Annotated in this window: 15 protein-coding genes; 10 read left to right on the top strand and 5 right to left on the bottom strand. The window is 38.8% G+C overall.

The window, feature by feature from the left end:
• Positions 1–203: 203 nt before the first annotated feature.
• Both G4P69_RS08030 and G4P69_RS08025 read right to left on the bottom strand, forming a co-directional pair.
• Complete coding sequence (locus tag G4P69_RS08030; protein ID WP_208346022.1) at positions 204–560, bottom strand: NHLP leader peptide family RiPP precursor; 357 nt, start codon at positions 558–560, stop codon at positions 204–206.
• 45 nt (positions 561–605) lie between these two features.
• On the bottom strand, positions 606–962 hold the full coding sequence (locus G4P69_RS08025; protein ID WP_208349218.1) for an NHLP leader peptide family RiPP precursor: 357 nt from the start codon (positions 960–962) through the stop codon (positions 606–608).
• A gap of 58 nt (positions 963–1,020) precedes the next feature.
• On the opposite strand from G4P69_RS08025, the gene G4P69_RS08020 reads away from it, so the two are divergent.
• Positions 1,021–1,191 (top strand): hypothetical protein, encoded by a 171-nt coding sequence (locus G4P69_RS08020; protein WP_208349211.1) that lies wholly within the window; start codon positions 1,021–1,023, stop codon positions 1,189–1,191.
• Between the two features lie 157 nt (positions 1,192–1,348).
• On the opposite strand, the gene G4P69_RS08015 is transcribed toward G4P69_RS08020, so the two are convergent.
• The 3 genes from G4P69_RS08015 to G4P69_RS08005 form a co-directional block, all read right to left on the bottom strand.
• Positions 1,349–1,705, bottom strand: a complete 357-nt coding sequence (locus G4P69_RS08015) for an NHLP leader peptide family RiPP precursor (RefSeq protein WP_208349209.1) — start codon at positions 1,703–1,705, stop codon at positions 1,349–1,351.
• Between the two features lie 44 nt (positions 1,706–1,749).
• Positions 1,750–2,106, bottom strand: a complete 357-nt coding sequence (locus G4P69_RS08010) for an NHLP leader peptide family RiPP precursor (RefSeq protein WP_208349199.1) — start codon at positions 2,104–2,106, stop codon at positions 1,750–1,752.
• Between the two features lie 301 nt (positions 2,107–2,407).
• The gene (locus G4P69_RS08005; RefSeq protein WP_208349190.1) at positions 2,408–2,752 is read right to left on the bottom strand and encodes an NHLP leader peptide family RiPP precursor; all 345 of its coding nucleotides are present in this window, start codon (positions 2,750–2,752) and stop codon (positions 2,408–2,410) included.
• 1,223 nt (positions 2,753–3,975) lie between these two features.
• Here G4P69_RS08005 and G4P69_RS08000 point away from each other — a divergent pair.
• The 9 genes from G4P69_RS08000 (at position 3,976) to G4P69_RS07960 (ending at position 15,416) form a co-directional block, all read left to right on the top strand.
• Positions 3,976–5,250, top strand: coding sequence for a sensor histidine kinase (locus tag G4P69_RS08000; RefSeq protein ID WP_208349186.1), 1,275 nt, complete (start codon positions 3,976–3,978; stop codon positions 5,248–5,250).
• Between the two features lie 109 nt (positions 5,251–5,359).
• Positions 5,360–6,172, top strand: coding sequence for a response regulator transcription factor (locus tag G4P69_RS07995; RefSeq protein ID WP_208349183.1), 813 nt, complete (start codon positions 5,360–5,362; stop codon positions 6,170–6,172).
• Between the two features lie 38 nt (positions 6,173–6,210).
• The gene (locus G4P69_RS07990) at positions 6,211–6,486 is read left to right on the top strand and encodes a Nif11-like leader peptide family RiPP precursor (RefSeq protein ID WP_208346262.1); all 276 of its coding nucleotides are present in this window, start codon (positions 6,211–6,213) and stop codon (positions 6,484–6,486) included.
• 180 nt (positions 6,487–6,666) lie between these two features.
• Positions 6,667–7,536 (top strand): DUF928 domain-containing protein, encoded by an 870-nt coding sequence (locus G4P69_RS07985; protein ID WP_208346263.1) that lies wholly within the window; start codon positions 6,667–6,669, stop codon positions 7,534–7,536.
• A 374-nt stretch (positions 7,537–7,910) separates the two neighbouring features.
• The gene (locus G4P69_RS07980) at positions 7,911–9,341 is read left to right on the top strand and encodes a cache domain-containing protein (protein ID WP_243902908.1); all 1,431 of its coding nucleotides are present in this window, start codon (positions 7,911–7,913) and stop codon (positions 9,339–9,341) included.
• A gap of 35 nt (positions 9,342–9,376) precedes the next feature.
• Positions 9,377–12,034 (top strand): amino acid permease, encoded by a 2,658-nt coding sequence (locus G4P69_RS07975; protein WP_208349170.1) that lies wholly within the window; start codon positions 9,377–9,379, stop codon positions 12,032–12,034.
• A 54-nt stretch (positions 12,035–12,088) separates the two neighbouring features.
• The gene (locus G4P69_RS07970; protein ID WP_208344463.1) at positions 12,089–12,874 is read left to right on the top strand and encodes a MinD/ParA family ATP-binding protein; all 786 of its coding nucleotides are present in this window, start codon (positions 12,089–12,091) and stop codon (positions 12,872–12,874) included.
• Positions 12,875–12,908: 34 nt separating this feature from the next.
• The gene (locus G4P69_RS07965; RefSeq protein ID WP_208349167.1) at positions 12,909–14,102 is read left to right on the top strand and encodes a DUF7005 family protein; all 1,194 of its coding nucleotides are present in this window, start codon (positions 12,909–12,911) and stop codon (positions 14,100–14,102) included.
• A 222-nt stretch (positions 14,103–14,324) separates the two neighbouring features.
• Positions 14,325–15,416, top strand: a complete 1,092-nt coding sequence (locus tag G4P69_RS07960) for a cyclic nucleotide-binding domain-containing protein (RefSeq protein ID WP_208344462.1) — start codon at positions 14,325–14,327, stop codon at positions 15,414–15,416.
• The last annotated feature ends 25 nt before the right edge of the window (positions 15,417–15,441 follow it).

The following is a 15,441-nucleotide window of genomic DNA, read 5'->3' as shown; positions in this document are numbered from 1 at the left end:
GAGCACCCCCTGCCTCCCCTGCTTATCCGAGCAGTATTGGGGGTTATAACGTTTTGCACCCCTACAAAGATAGAGGCAGGTGTTGCATAAATGCCAGATGAATCAATCAAATACAGGTATGCTCAACTGGTGGTACATCCGGTAATTTTTCACCAACCTGCTTTATCTTGACTCAAATGAATACCCACCTCCATTGATTCTGACTAATGGAAGCGAAGACTTACAGCATAGCTGGCATAAGCAATAGTACCACTAAGAACTGCTGCGGAAATTTTCGGGGTTGTTAGATCAACACCACCAGCGATCGCTTCGAGTTGCTCATCAGACAGTTCTTGTCCAGGAATTTCAGGACGCATAGGTAGGACAAAGTACAAATTAGTGGGGTTCTCTTCTAAGACTTGTACTTTAATTTCTTCTGGAATTTGTACTCCAAATTCCTTCTCAACTACAGTTTTGGAGTTGTTCAGCAATTCCTGCTTGTAAGCGTTATCTTTCCACGCTTGTGCAATGATGTGCGCTTCTATTTCTCTACGTGTTTTTGGTTGGTTTTGTTCACTCATTTTTGTTTCTCCTATTGTGATTGCAAAATAAACAAGTCTTCAGACTCACTTAGTTTTTGATATGGATAAGTATCCTGCTGCTGCTGAAGTCAGTGCAGCTGAAGCAAATATAAGACTGAATACTCCAGCCGTCCCGCCACCAGCGATCGCTTCGAGTTGCTCATCAGACAGTTCTTGTCCAGAAATTTCAGGGCGTATGGGTAGAACGAAGTACAAATTGGTGGCGTTTTCTTCTAAAATATTTACTTTGATTTCATCTGGAATTTGTACTCCAAATTCCTTCTCAATTACAGCTTTAGAATTGTTGAGCAACTCTTGCTTGTAAGTGTTATCTTTCCATGCTTGCGCAATAATATGCGCTTCTATTTCTCCACGTGTTTTTGGTTGTGTTTGTTCGCTCATTGTTCTTACTCGTGTTTTGGTGATTTAAATCCGCAGAATCTTTCTAGAGGAGACTTTTATGATTCCTTTACGGGGAAGGAACTCAGTTAACACGGGAGCAGTACGATTTTGTGGGATGACACCAACATTAGGGTACAAAATTACCTGTCTTAGGTGGCGATCGCAACGAAAAATCGATTTTTATCGAGAATTAAAACTAGATCCAACAAAATCGCATCGCTCCCGTTAACAGTCAGTCAAAAGACATCTCCAGAAATTGATGTAGGGGCGTAGCTTCTGGTTTCTCGCAGAGTAGGGTGTTCGCCCTTAGCAAGGAGTTCAAGGAACGCATCATTAATTTTCGGAGATGTTTAAAGGAAGATTAGTCTGAATCTAGGAGGAGCTGACTAACCGAGGCGAAGACTTACAGCATAGGTCGCATAAGCAATAGTACCACTAAGAACTGCTGCGGAAATTTTCGGGGTTGTTAGATCAACACCACCAGCAATCGCTTCGAGTTGCTCATCAGACAGTTCTTGTCCAGGAATTTCAGGACGCATAGGTAGAACAAAGTACAAATTAGTGGGGTTCTCTTCTAAGACTTGTACTTTAATTTCTTCTGGAATTTGTACTCCAAATTCTTTCTCAACTACAGTTTTGGAGTTGTTCAGCAATTCCTGCTTGTAAGCGTTATCTTTCCACGCTTGTGCAATGATGTGCGCTTCTATTTCTCTACGTGTTTTTGGTTGGTTTTGTTCACTCATTTTTTTTCTCCTATTGCGATTGCAAAATAAACAAGTCTTCAGACTCAATTATTTTTTGATATGGATAAGTATCCTGCTGCTGCTGAAGTCAGCGCAGCTGAAGCAAATATAAGACTGTATACTCCAGTATTTCCACCACCAGCGATCGCTTCGAGTTGCTCATCAGACAGTTCTTGTCCAGAAATTTCAGGGCGCATCGGTAGAACGAAGTACAAAGTAGTGGGGTTTTCTTCTAAAACATTTACTTTGATGTCATCTGGAATTTGTACTTCAAATTCCTTCTCAATTACAGCTTTAGAATTGTTGAGCAACTCTTGCTTGTAAGCATTGTCTTTCCATGCTTGTGCAATAATATGCGCTTCTATCTCTCTGCGTGTTCTTGCTTGTGATTGTTCGCTCATTTGGCTTATTTCTCCTTAAGTAAAAGCTAATACCATTTTTATATGAAGCTCCATATATTGACCCCCGGCTACGCCGTCCCCCCTTGCCAAGGGGGGACTACAGGGGGGTAAAATTATGTGCAGCTTCACAAAAAATTGGTATAAGTGGTTAGACTATAGCAGTCCTAAATGATTTATGAAAAATTTTAAGTGGTGTAGGGTGGGCAGTGAGGAACGTATTTTGCTGACTACATCTAAGTTTTGGTAGGCACTGCCCACCCTACGTGTCGTTCAAAAATCAAGTAGGAGTCCTATAAGAAAATCAATTGGGTCTAGTAGCAATGGTAATAAGTGATGCTAGAAAACTAAGTGCACTTTTCAAGGCTTCGTAAGGTGTGGTACCACCAGCAATGGCTTCGAGTTGCTCATCAGACAGTTCTTGTCCAGAAATTTCAGGGCGCACTGGTAGGACAAAGTACAAAGTAGTGGGGTTTTCTTCTAAAACATTTACTTTGATGTCATCTGGAATTTGCACCCCAAATTCTTGCTCAATAACGGTCTTGGAATTGTTGAGCAACTCTTGCTTGTAAGCATTGTCTTTCCATGCTTGTGCAATAATATGCGCTTCTATCTCTCTGCGTGTTCTTGCTTGTGATTGTTCGCTCATTCTTCTTTCTCTTGTTTCAGTTTTACAATGTAATTTGTATGCAGAACATCCAGTTAATTTTCTGTTTTTTTTTACAGTAAATCTATAACAACAGCAATCTTTTGTGTTGAATTTAATAGATTATAAAACTGGATTATTCTTTTTACAAAAAACAGGATTGCTTCGTTTCATTAGTATATTAACCAGAATATTATGCGAATTACTATCAAGATTTTTTCGATACTTACCGGATTTTTTTTCGATTCATCCACTCCAAAAATACTCAAAAATCAAAATATGAGTCAGGAGACAGGAGTCAGAAGGCATCGACCATAACTCAGATCTTGCACCTTTAAATATAAATACTGAATTAACGCTACAAAAGTATCAAAGATTGAACTATAAAACATTCGTTTCCATTCCTCTTCTAGAGGAATTTAGCTTTTAGACAGGGATTTATAATCCCTGGCTGATTTAAATGCAGTCACACAATCAGTATCGTCGCGGTAGCATTTATATTTATCATTTTATTGGTGCAAGATATGAGATAAGGTGATTTACAGGAATAAATATACCGCCGCAGTTGGTTTCGACTTCGCTCAACCAACTGAGGGATCGTGAGTTGAGCGAAGTCGAAACTCGCACTCCCCAGGTATTTTCTTTCTCGCAAATCACCTAAAGGGATGGTATTCTAAGTACTTGTGAAAAATTAAACATACATTAGGACTTACGCACTATACAAATCGAATATTATGTGCGTTAACGGATAATGGTTGTTTCAAACCTGTAGCAAGGCCTTGCGCCCCTACAATGGATGGTAATACCCTCCTAGGTGAAAATATCTTTCGTTCAGGCGCTATTAATTCCTACCTCATATCTAATGATTTCTGTCAAGGCGTAAGTCCTATTTACTATGTGATGATCTCTGTGAATAAGTAAGTCAGGAATATTAGTTACACATCTTGCGTACTCCGTACCAATGTAATCTTTGTCTTAAGTACGGTAACTAGTTATTTCTAAAATAAATATTAAATTTTATATCATGCTGAGCGCAGATACTTTCTTTTTGCGTAGCAGTCTTGACCAAAATCTAGTCTTTTACATTGTTACGTTAACATTAACTCAGTTCACTTGAGCTAAAATAACTTTTGTGAACTGGTTTTTATAGTTAACTTAATCTTAAACTAAATAAGTTAACTTAGTAAACGAAGATCCTGATTAACTTAAGTTCAGGAGCATTACCTGTGACACAAAGTCAACACGTTTCAGAGACAGTAGTTGAATCATTAACTTCACGGAGTTATATGAATTTAGTCGATTCTGCCTTAGAGCAAGTTAGACCACGGTTAGAATTACAGTTTACTGAGTTGGTGCTTGATTGTGTTCCATACGCTATTTTCTTTGTAGATGTAAATGCACAATTTTTGTATGTCAACGATTTGGCATGTAGCTTAGCTGGTTATTCCCGTGAGCAATTGCTATCCACGACAATCTACAACATCAACCCAAGCTTCTTACCAATAGCTTGGTCGGATTACTGGACAAAAATAAAACAAAAAGGCTCATATATCTTTGAATCTCTACATCGGACTCAGCACGGTTGGAGTTTTCCTGTAGAGATTAGTATTAGATATCTAGAGCACTCTGGTAAAGAGTATGGCTGCATATGTGTCCGTGATATGACAAAATTTAAGCAGCAAGAAATGACCCTAGAAACTACAATTGAAGTGTTGAAACACACATTGTCAGTACGTAGATATCAACTATTGAAACTCCGAAAAGCGAGTAAGAAATTAAAATGTGAAATTTCAAAACTTCGTAATAAAGTCAAACAAGAACAAAAACTTAAAGAGCAGAAAGCCCAAACTGTTTCTATGGTTGCTCATGAGTTGGGCAGCCCTCTGAATATGATTTCATTCTCTCTTAGTTTACTGCAACGTAATAACCATCATTGGACTGAGGAGAAAAGACAACCCCACTTTGAACACATTAAAACTGGTGTAGAACAAATCAGATATTTAATAGATGAGTATTTGGTAATTGGTAAGTTAGAAGCAGGAAAATTAAAATGTGATCCAAAAAAACTTGATTTAGATCAGTTTTGTCATGAAATTCTAACAAATTTACAATTCAACAATACTAATCAACCCACCCTTGCCTTTGTGAGTCGAGGTAATCCTCGGACAGTTTGTTTAGATCAAAAGCTAATGCGAACAGTACTAACTAATCTTTTAAACAATGCGATTAAGTATTCTCCACTGGGTGGTACAGTTCAGCTGGAGCTTTGCTATGAGCAGGCAAAAGTTTTTTTGCGGGTTAAAGATGAAGGAATTGGGATTCCAGGAGCAGACTTACATAAGTTATTTGAGCCATTTTATCGAAGTAACAATGTGGGTGACATACCAGGTACTGGGTTGGGATTGACAGTTGTTAAAAAGTTAGTGGAAATGCAAGGGGGTCAAATCTTTGTGGAGAGTCAACAGGGCGTAGGAACAACATTTACAGTTGTTTTGCCTTAGAATTCAGTAGTTCAGCCTTAATATAAAAACTTTAACCGTCAAACGGCGAAAAAAGAATATTTCTTATTCCCTGTTTCCCATTCTCTCTTATAAACTTAGGAGTAAAGCAATGAGTAAAATTTTAGTGATAGAAGATGAGGTACAAAGTCGAAACCTGTTTCTAGAGTCTCTCTCTGAAGAAGGGTTTGATGTTATTGGCGCGGAAAATGGTCTGATGGGTGTTCAAATAGCTGAGAAACAAATTCCTGATTTAATAATTTGTGACATTTTAATGCCTCATCTTGATGGTTATGGTGTTCTTAGCCAACTGCGCCAAAACAATAAAACGTCAATGATACCTTTCATTTTTCTGACTAGTAAAGCTAGTACAGCAGAAATACGCAAAGGTATGAATTTAGGCGCAGATGATTACCTCACTAAACCTTCAACCATTGACGAAGTACTTACAGCGATCGCCACTCGTTTAGAAAAACAAGCAAATTTACGGCAGCTGTTAAACTCAGAGTACCAGACAGCTTCAGAATCACTGCCTGATCAAACTGCTCAACAAACAAATCCTGTGTCAATATTCCCTCAGTGTCCCAAACTTAGTCAAGTATTTAGTTTTGTTGAGGCTAATTATCATCAGCCAATCGGACTCAATGAAGTTGCTAATGCAGTTGGGTATTCTCCAGCTTATTTGACAGATTTAGTACGACGTGAGACAGGAAAATCTCTTTATCGTTGGATTATCGAGCGCCGTGTGACAGCAGCTCATTCTTTATTGTTAGAGACGAAGCAGAAAATAGAACATATTGCAGATGCGGTAGGCTATAATGACGCTAAGTACTTCAGCCGCATATTTCGTCAGATATACGGCATGTCTCCGCAAGCTTTAAGAAATAAGAACAAATTAAAAACAGCCAGTACTGAATCATACTGAATGAATACCGCGAACAAGATTCTCATAAAAAGATGTCTGTGAAAAGTGCAAAATCGTTATATCTCCGGTTAGTTACAGATATCGATTTTTTGATGCTAATTAGCCAAATATCCAGTAAGGAAGAATGCAAAAGAATTTTGCAGGAACTAGGTTATGATTTCACATGGGAAGAATGGGAAATTGCTACGACCAAACTTCAAATAGCAAACTCTGAAGATGATGAGCTAACAGAGGAACAGCTAAGATGGGTCAGTGGTGGTATAACTAGACGATCAGGAACAATCTTCAAATTCATAGAGGATCTTATGCGATAGCAATATACAGTTAATATCAAGCTATTTAAAAATTTCACGATGTGCTTCATTTTTATGTAATTTTTGTTTTGAAACAAGGTTTTAGTGTATGCTTGTTAGTGGAGGTGTAATAATACCTATACTATTTATTCATCATTTAATTTGAAAGCTATAAACTAGAAGTAACGTTTCTTCTGCTTTATGAGGTTTATTTACTCATCTGTATTGTTGCTTTTTGAACTGACAAATTGTTTGGCTCCAGTGCAAGCCCAAATTGCCACCCCATCCACTTGGCATAATGACTTCTTATTGCTAGCCCAAACACGAAATACACCGACTACCAAACAACAAACGGAGGTCAATAACCCACAACCGTTGCATAGAGAGAGTGCCAAAGAAGCTTCAAAAATTAACTTTATCCCACCGCAACCACCATACTATGAAGCACCTAGCGGTAGACGTAAAGGGGGAGCAAGTCGTTGCGCTAACTGCAATGTTGATGAGCTAGCTCTCACCGCCTTGGTACCTGGGAATCAGTCACAGTCTTTTTTAGCTTTAACTATTGCTAAGTATCCCACATTCTGGTTTTACATTCCACATACATTCGCCCACAAAGCCTCATTAGAGTTTGTACTGCAAGATGAACATCACAACTACATCTACAAGACGATCCTTACACCATCTACAATTTCAGGAGGGATTATTAGCATTCCCGCATCCCAGAAAGCAGCACCTTTAGTTATTGGCAAGAAATATCAATGGACTTTATCTATACGGGAGCAACAGAACTCTGTTTTTGTACAAGGTTATGTTCAAAGAGTTGCGTTGAATTCTGAAATGATGAATAAGCTAGAGTCAGCTAACTCAGGACAACGTCTGAAAGTCTATGCAGCCAATGGTATTTGGCAGGATACCTTAACTCTTCTGGCTAATCTCCATCGCAAATATCCACATGATACAATCGTAAAAAGTCAGTGGATTAGCTTATTGCAATCTGTGGGGTTGGAAGATATCGCTAGTGAGCGTATTATTGATTGTTGCAATCGTAGTAATTATCCCGCCCAGAACTGAAGTTCCGGGCTAATAGCGCGCATTCCATTGAAATGGACTGAAATCCTTGAGCAGTCCTCTTGAGAGGACTTTAGCTATCAGACAGCGATTTAAATCGCTGGCTGGCTGACAACCCAGGTGCAAGATATCAGGAAGGAAAATCCACACCCCAATTTGCCACCCATACCTTAAAATTCCTTAACATAGTTTGGAAATAATAACACCGACTTACTCTATTTCTAAAATTTATACACCCTATCTAAACTTACTCAGTTTCACATCTTAAATTTAGACAGTATTCTGATCACTATCAAGTAAGTTAAGGAGAGAAGAAAAATAGGCTAATATTACCACTAAAATTTATGATGCTCTAAAAATATCTATGCATTGCTCCTATGAAGCCTTTACTTCAGTGTTTTCGTCCAATTCGATGGTCTATTTCAGTCAAGATTACATCAGCGTTTCTCTTGCTGGGAATTTTACCAATGGGCGTAACTGCTTACTATAGTCTACAAAAAGGCTTAAACAGTTTAGCAATTACTCAGTATCGGCAACTAGAGCTTCTAGCAACCGGTACTGCAAGCCGACTCGATCAACTTATTATTGATGTTCAGCGCCTGATTGTTCAGGTAAGTAGTGATCCTATAGTTATCAATTTTCTCAGTACAACTCAATCTGTAAAACAACAACAAGTTCTAAAGCCCACACAACGGTTATTAAAGACTATTGTAAGTTCTCACCCTGGTTTTGACGCTGCTTACCTTTTAGATACGACAGGAAAATGTCTTGCTTCCAGTCAACCAAAATTTGTAGGTCAAGAGTACGCTTTTCGAGAGTATTTCCGCACAAGCATTCGAGGAGAACTTTATGTCTCCAGTCTTCTCTTAGGACAAACGACTGGACAAGCAGGAATCCATATTTCTTATCCGGTACGCTCAAATAGTGGTGACATTATAGGAGTGATAGTCATCAAGTCTAGCGCAAATAATTTGTGGAAGATGGTCAATCGCTCGAATATTAATACTTTCCTGATCGATGATAAAGGTATAATTATCAGTCACCCGAATCCCTCAGTTCTTTTCCATAGTGTTGTGTCTCTCTCTCCAGTAGAGAAGAAACAGATGATTGCTGATAGAAGCTACGGAAGCCAGAAAATTGAAAACTTAAATTTTCAAGAACTCGCGGTAATGGTAAGAGCAAAAGAACCAGGTCATGTTATCTATTCTCTTCCTAACAAGAAAATACGTCAAGTTGTGGGTTTTGCTCCCTTACAAGCGAAACCGTGGGTGTTGGGAGTAGAAGAAACTCATGATGATTTTGCAGTTCCCTTCAATAAACTAATTTGGCAATATACCAGTATTGTCCTAGTTGTGGGATTCGGCGCGATCGCCATTTCGCTACTTTTAGCACGGAATATTACAAGACCGATTCGTACTCTCATATCTGCTGCACATGCCTTAGAACGTGATGAATATGATCATTGTGTAGTGGAACTCCAAAAAACTTTAGTAGAGCAGTCTCATTCTCATGACGATATCGGTCAATTGATCAAAGTCTTCCTCAAAATGTCTGAAGAAATCAGGTTAAGATCTCAGCGATTAAAAATGCAGGTACTGCAACTACACGTTGAGATTGATGAAACTAGACGAGCAGCTCAAGTAGCCGAAATTACAGAAACTGAACATTTTCGCCAATTAGAGCATAAAATTCAAAAACTTAAACAGCGAGTATCTAATAAAGAAACGGAAACAGAATACTACCAAAGATTACAAGGCAAAGTGGAGGTACTTAAAGAGAGGATGCTGAATGGAAATCATAATAACTGATAAGTGTCAATTAATTCAGGTGAGTGGTAAAGAGTATGTCAGATGAGATTGATGAGTTAATTACACGAGAAGAAGTTTTATCAGGGTTTCCTGCCAGACGAGCAAGTACACTACTCTTTTTAATAGAGAGTCAGACAGCGCAACTTGCAGCGCGATCGCAAATGACATTTTCACTCACTCACAAAACTTCGCAAGAGCAAGATTTAGCTTTCTTCAAAGCATTTGCAGTAGAACAACAGTTGCTACATCCCACCATTCAACAACTAGAGCGGTATGCTCCACAGTGGGCGTCTCTAGTACCTGAAAATCCCAGAATCAAAGCTGCTCTTGCTCACGCCTTAAGTCAGAAATACTCCTTTCCCTACCATGTACTAAGGAATATTCGAGCAGCCTTGGGCTTAGATACACAGACAGTACGAGTTGCTTATTCTCGCTTATATAAAACAAGAATAGAGACAATTTTTGTATCCTCTCTACCTTTCATCGAGAAGTTACGTTGGACATTAGCCGCTATTGCTCAACGATTGGAGTCTCAGTCTCCGTTTTGGATTGCTTTACTTTTAACAATTGCATTAGGTCTACCACAAGCTATTTTAGCTTTACCAATCGCTGTTGCTTATATTGGGCCAATGGTAACAATTGCTCTTTTAATTGTTATAGGAGGTACGAATATCTTCACAATGGCATGTATGGCTGAAGCGGTGAGTCGTAGTGGTGACTTTCGTTATGGCAATGCTTCAATCAAAGAATTCGTCAGTAATTACCTAGGTAGAACTGGTTCGTTGATCTTCTCCATAGCAATTGGTATCCGAGTCTTTTTTATCGCTTTGGCGTGTTATATAGGTTTATCAGTAACTATGGCAAATTTCACACACCTACCCTCTACAGTATGGGGTGTGCTGCTATTTATTACTGGATTATATTTAGTCTTATACAAGTCGTTACGCTTTACCGTTGCCATGATGCTAGTGTTGGCAACGATTAACGTTGGATTAATTTTGACCTTGTCTATACTAGCATTTCAGCACATACAGTTAAATAACCTTCTATATATTAATTTGCCATTTTTCGGTGGTAACTCATTTACCCCGCAAATGATACAACAGGCTTTTGGAGTCAGTTGTATGCTTTATTTCGGACATACATATGTAGGTGAGTGTGCCAAATTCACTCTTCCTAGAGATCCCAGTGCAACTTCATTGATTTGGGGAACTATCACAGGTACTATTTTTTTAACAGTCCTTTTCTGTGTTTGGGTATTGGCAGTTAATGGTTCAGTCCCCCCATCTTTATTAGCAGAACAAATTGGTACTTCTTTGGATGTACTAGCAATAGAGATTGGTCCTATTGTGGGAATTTTAGGAACAGTTTTGGTTACTCTTCTTTTGGGAATGGCTTGGATTCGGAGTTCTAGCCTATTATTGAGTCTAGTACAAGAGTGGTTACCAATTCGCTCGCACCCTATCTTGTTGCTACCCCCTCATCAGGGAACTTTAATACTACGCCCTCGGCGTAATTTGATTCAAGTTCCCTGTTTAGGACTAACTTATTTGGGGATACAAGAAAACCAACCACAATTTCGCTTAGATATCCAATCACAAGGCAAAATTCATCGCGTACAGATTGCTACCGATGATTTTTGGGATATTCAAGCACTATTTCCACAGTTTCCTGAGTTGCAGAAACAACATGTTTGCCTGACCTTAAAGGTACAGTCCGTGGAACTCGAAGGTATATGGGTACAAGTTAAGTCATCGATGAATATGACTTATGAAGGTACACTGACGAGTAATAGTCACAAAGTTGTTCCAAAAACAACATCTCAAACGAGTTCAGTGCAGAAATGGGCGATCGCACCTAACGCTGTCCTCCGGACAATCTCTCAATGGCTCTGGAGCAACTTACAAAATAAGAGTTATTTTTTATTATCTATCAGCCCTCTAGTACTAGTTTTTCTACTAGCCGAATTGTTTTTCTTCGCTGGAGTGCAGTCATTTACCAGTGTACTTGCATTTGCAGGGGTATTGGGCAACTGTTTAGTAGGTGGGATATTTCCAATCTTGCTACTAATTACGAGTCGGCGTAAGGGAGATCTCATACCAGGAGTTGTTTTACGTATTCTCAATCAACCACTACTACAAGTCACTATTTACAGTCTTTTCATAGTTATTTTGGTAGTTCATAGTTTATTTATATGGCAGCATCCTATAGCTCGCGCTAGTGCCTTAAGTATTGCCTTTATATGCTTAGCCACAACCATAATGATGAAATTGCAAGGAATTTTTGCATCGCGGGTGACTGTAGAACTTAGAGAAGAACAGCAACCAGGTAAAACATCTATCTGCACAATTACAGGAGGTGGGAGACATAAGAGTGCGCAAGTGCTACTAGGCTATCCTGAAGGTGAGCAACAACACCAAGCTGCTACGGTTGAAATTCCTTCAATTTCTTCTTTACAGTACGCTATTTTTCAGTTACCAACCGAAAGAGAAGCAGAACTTAGAGTTTGGGTACACCGAACCAAATCCTTTGGTGATTCCAGAACTTTCCCAGCTATTTTAGAAATAGAAAACGGTATCGAGAAGATGCAATTTGATCTGAAATTATTAAGGGGACAAATTTTAATACCTCTACAAGAGGATAGATGTTGGTTGAAGGTAACTTTTCCGCCACCTTATCCTATTTCGGCTTAAGATGTCTAGAAATATAGGTATCGTTCAATCAAAGAAAATATTAGGAGGAAAATTATGACAACAATAGTATCAGTTCACTCATTTCGTGGAGGAACAGGCAAATCTAACTTAACTGCTAACCTTGGTGCTACCTTAGCACGTTCTGGAAAAAGGGTAGGGATTGTTGATACTGATATTCAATCACCTGGGATTCATACTCTGTTTAATCTCAATGAGCAAAGTATCAATCACACTCTTAATGACTATTTGTGGAAGCGCTGTTCTATTAAAGAGGCTGCTCACGATGTTAGCGACAAGTTGAGATTAGAAGAGAACAACGGAAAGAGTATTAAAGGCTGCCTTTACCTAATTCCATCAAGTATTAAAGCCTCTGATATTGCCAGAGTTCTCCGTGAAGGATATGACGTCATTCATCTCAATGATGGTTTTCATGAACTCAGTGATTGCTTAAATCTAGATTACTTGTTGATTGATACTCACCCTGGTTTAAACGAAGAAACCTTGCTTTCTATCGGAATTTCTCACATACTTGTAGTGCTTTTGCGCCCTGACAATCAAGATTTTCAAGGGACTGCTGTAACTATAGATGTAGCCCGTAAACTTAAAGTTCCACACATGATGTTGGTCATCAACAAAGTGCTACAAACTTTGAATTTTGAAGATCTTCAGCAACAAGTAGAAAGCACTTACAATGTTTCTGTTGCAGGTATGATGCCTTTATCAGAAGATATAGTGCAACTTGCTAGCCATGATCTTTTTTGTACCTGTTACCCGGAACATCCTATATGTCAAACATTTGAGGGAATTGCTGCACAAATTGCAAGTGTAGAGCAATCATAATTAAAAATGTCATAGTTTGTTGTTGGAAAAAATCATGGCAAATCTCCAAGAATTTCGTACTTCCATCCTAGCTAAACATGGTGCCAATAACGCAGAAGTAGAGGAATTGTTAACCTACAATAAAAACATCTTTGACCATAGCATCTTAGATCAGTCTATTGCTTTACCTCTAACTCCTGAAGCACATATTCCTGTTTGGGAAGAATATGTACAAAAAGCCACAGAGATTGGTGCCTATAACGCTCTAAAGCAATACCTTGTACAGTTACAATTTCCTATTCAAAAGGATATTAGTCAAACCGAGACATATCGTGCTGCAACTCGTAAGGGAATTTGCGTTGGAAGTGGAATAGAAAATAGTGGGCTTTCGTTACAGCAACCTGATAAGCTTGAGTTAATTTTGTATCCTAGCTTAGCTGGAACAATTCCTGTATTGTTAACTAGCAACCGAGATGATTTTATCAGTTTAGTACAGGCATTGACTTTCCATAATGAACCTCAAACAATCCCAGCTTCTATGGGAGCTTGTACTGTCTCTGGTTTCAACAATTGGGATAGAATTCATCGCTATCGACAACAGTGGGAGAAACTAGATCCAAAAAACTGTTCTAACGCTGCATGGTCGCAAGAGTTTCGCCAAATAATTCCCCGTAAAGAGCTTTATCAAGACCGATTCATGATCTTGAGTACAGGTTCCTATAGTAACGTCACCGCTAGTGAATTAGGACTATCAAGGGAGGAGTGGCAAAAACTATCCTTGAAAATTCGTCTAGAACATGAAAGTACCCATTACTTTACCTACCGATTGTTTCACTCTATGCGTAACAATTTGCTAGATGAGTTAATTGCAGACTACATAGGGATTGTTGCTGCTATAGGATATTATCGAGCAGATTGGTTTTTACGCTTTCTGGGATTAGAAGTTTTTCCTAATTACCGTGAAGGTGGTAGACTACAAAACTACCGAGGTAAGCCACCGCTGTCTAATCGTGCATTTCAAGTGCTTCAATCCTTAACAAAAGCAGCAGCAGAACAACTAGAAAACTTTGATACTAAATACGCCAATAAGCCAAGAGATCCATACATTCAAGCTTTGATACTCATGAGTTTATCTTACTTAACCTTAGAGGAATTGGCATCACCAGAAGCGAATGTTCGGATTCAATATCTTGTAGATAAATTACAGAAGATACATCCTCAGCAAGGACAATTAACGCTGAGTAGGTAAACAGTTTAATAAAAAGGAGTCAGAATTCAGGAGTCAGAATTCAGGAGTCAGGAGCCAGGAGTCAGGAGTCAGGAGTCAGAATTCAGGAGTCAGGAGCCAGGAGTCAGGAGTCAGGAGTCAGGAGTCAAAATTCAAGATACATCATTGTCCTAAAGCATCATAAAATCAAATCGGTTTTTGTCAAATTTTTTAAACTATAAATAATTTTTGGAAATTTGAGATATGAGACAAGTCTTACTTCAAGAACTGAACAACAATGATATCAAATGGTTAAATGAAGTTGGACGTAAGGTAGAAGTTCCTAGTGGCACAATCTTAGTGGATACAGAAAGAACAATTGATTTCTTTTATATCCTTTTGGATGGAACTTTAGTAATGACAATGCCACTACATACAGGTCATGCTTTGAACCGTGCTTTTTTAGCAATTGAAGGTGCAGAAACTTCAGAACAGGAGATTGTTCAACTATCTAGTGGTGAAGTTGCTGGGAAAATTCCTCTTCCTGGAACTCCCTCCCTTCCTACGAAAGTAACAGCAAGCAAACCATCATTAGTGCTGGCGGTACCGCAAAAGCAATTAACAGCGAAACTCCAACATGACACTTGGTTTGCTGCTCGTTTCTATCGAGCGATCGCCATCCTACTACTAGATCGTTGCCAGAGTTTAATAAATCGGTTTGGTCGAAGCAACCTAGTGCAGAGACAGCCTGTCAGAGATGCCTTATACGTTTTTGGGGAATTGTATGATAGTGACATTGACTGGTTTATAGCTCAAGGTCGTCTCGAACAAATAGCTCCTAACACCACGCTTATTTCTGAAGGTGGTTCTGTTGATTCACTCTATATTTTACTTGATGGAAGTGTATCACTGTCAGTTTCAGATTATGAACGTAATCCTCTTATACAAGCATTTGCAGCTATAGAAGAAACTGAAATTACAGGACGAGAAATTGGAAAATTGTCAAAAGGTGCAATTTTTGGTGAAACACCCTTCATAGATAACCGCCTACCCCAAACAACTGTAAAAGTAGTGACAAATTCATTAGTCTTAGCGATGAGCAAAGAAATACTCGCAGCAAAATTACAGCAGGATATTGGCTTTGCGTCTCGCTTTTATATGATTATTAGCTCACTGCTTTACCATCGTTTCCAAGGAATGCTCAATTGGTTAGGGTATGGTAGAAAGGTCTACAGTAATACTCAGCCTTTAACTACTGTATTTGAATATGAAGATGAATTGGATTTCACCAATTTAGATCGAATGACTTTGGCTGGTGCAAAGTTCGATTGGATGAGACGAAAACTTGTTCGATGAACAGTAAATATTTATCAAGGACTAT

Source organism: Aetokthonos hydrillicola CCALA 1050 (genome assembly GCF_017591665.1).
Lineage (GTDB): Bacteria > Cyanobacteriota > Cyanobacteriia > Cyanobacteriales > Nostocaceae > Aetokthonos > Aetokthonos hydrillicola.
This window is presented reverse-complemented; position numbering and strand designations above follow the sequence as displayed.

Bases quoted from the DNA above. Each gene is read 5' to 3' on its own strand.
- G4P69_RS08005 (WP_208349190.1), bottom strand. From the start codon at position 2,752: ATGAGCGAACAATCACAAGCAAGAACACGCAGAGAGATAGAAGCGCAT.
- G4P69_RS07980 (WP_243902908.1), top strand. From the start codon at position 7,911: ATGAAGCCTTTACTTCAGTGTTTTCGTCCAATTCGATGGTCTATTTCA.
- G4P69_RS07960 (WP_208344462.1), top strand. From the start codon at position 14,325: ATGAGACAAGTCTTACTTCAAGAACTGAACAACAATGATATCAAATGG.
- G4P69_RS08020 (WP_208349211.1), top strand. From the start codon at position 1,021: ATGATTCCTTTACGGGGAAGGAACTCAGTTAACACGGGAGCAGTACGA.
- G4P69_RS07995 (WP_208349183.1), top strand. From the start codon at position 5,360: ATGAGTAAAATTTTAGTGATAGAAGATGAGGTACAAAGTCGAAACCTG.
- G4P69_RS08030 (WP_208346022.1), bottom strand. From the start codon at position 560: ATGAGTGAACAAAACCAACCAAAAACACGTAGAGAAATAGAAGCGCAC.
- G4P69_RS07975 (WP_208349170.1), top strand. From the start codon at position 9,377: ATGTCAGATGAGATTGATGAGTTAATTACACGAGAAGAAGTTTTATCA.
- G4P69_RS08025 (WP_208349218.1), bottom strand. From the start codon at position 962: ATGAGCGAACAAACACAACCAAAAACACGTGGAGAAATAGAAGCGCAT.
- G4P69_RS07985 (WP_208346263.1), top strand. From the start codon at position 6,667: ATGAGGTTTATTTACTCATCTGTATTGTTGCTTTTTGAACTGACAAAT.
- G4P69_RS07970 (WP_208344463.1), top strand. From the start codon at position 12,089: ATGACAACAATAGTATCAGTTCACTCATTTCGTGGAGGAACAGGCAAA.
- G4P69_RS07965 (WP_208349167.1), top strand. From the start codon at position 12,909: ATGGCAAATCTCCAAGAATTTCGTACTTCCATCCTAGCTAAACATGGT.
- G4P69_RS08015 (WP_208349209.1), bottom strand. From the start codon at position 1,705: ATGAGTGAACAAAACCAACCAAAAACACGTAGAGAAATAGAAGCGCAC.
- G4P69_RS08010 (WP_208349199.1), bottom strand. From the start codon at position 2,106: ATGAGCGAACAATCACAAGCAAGAACACGCAGAGAGATAGAAGCGCAT.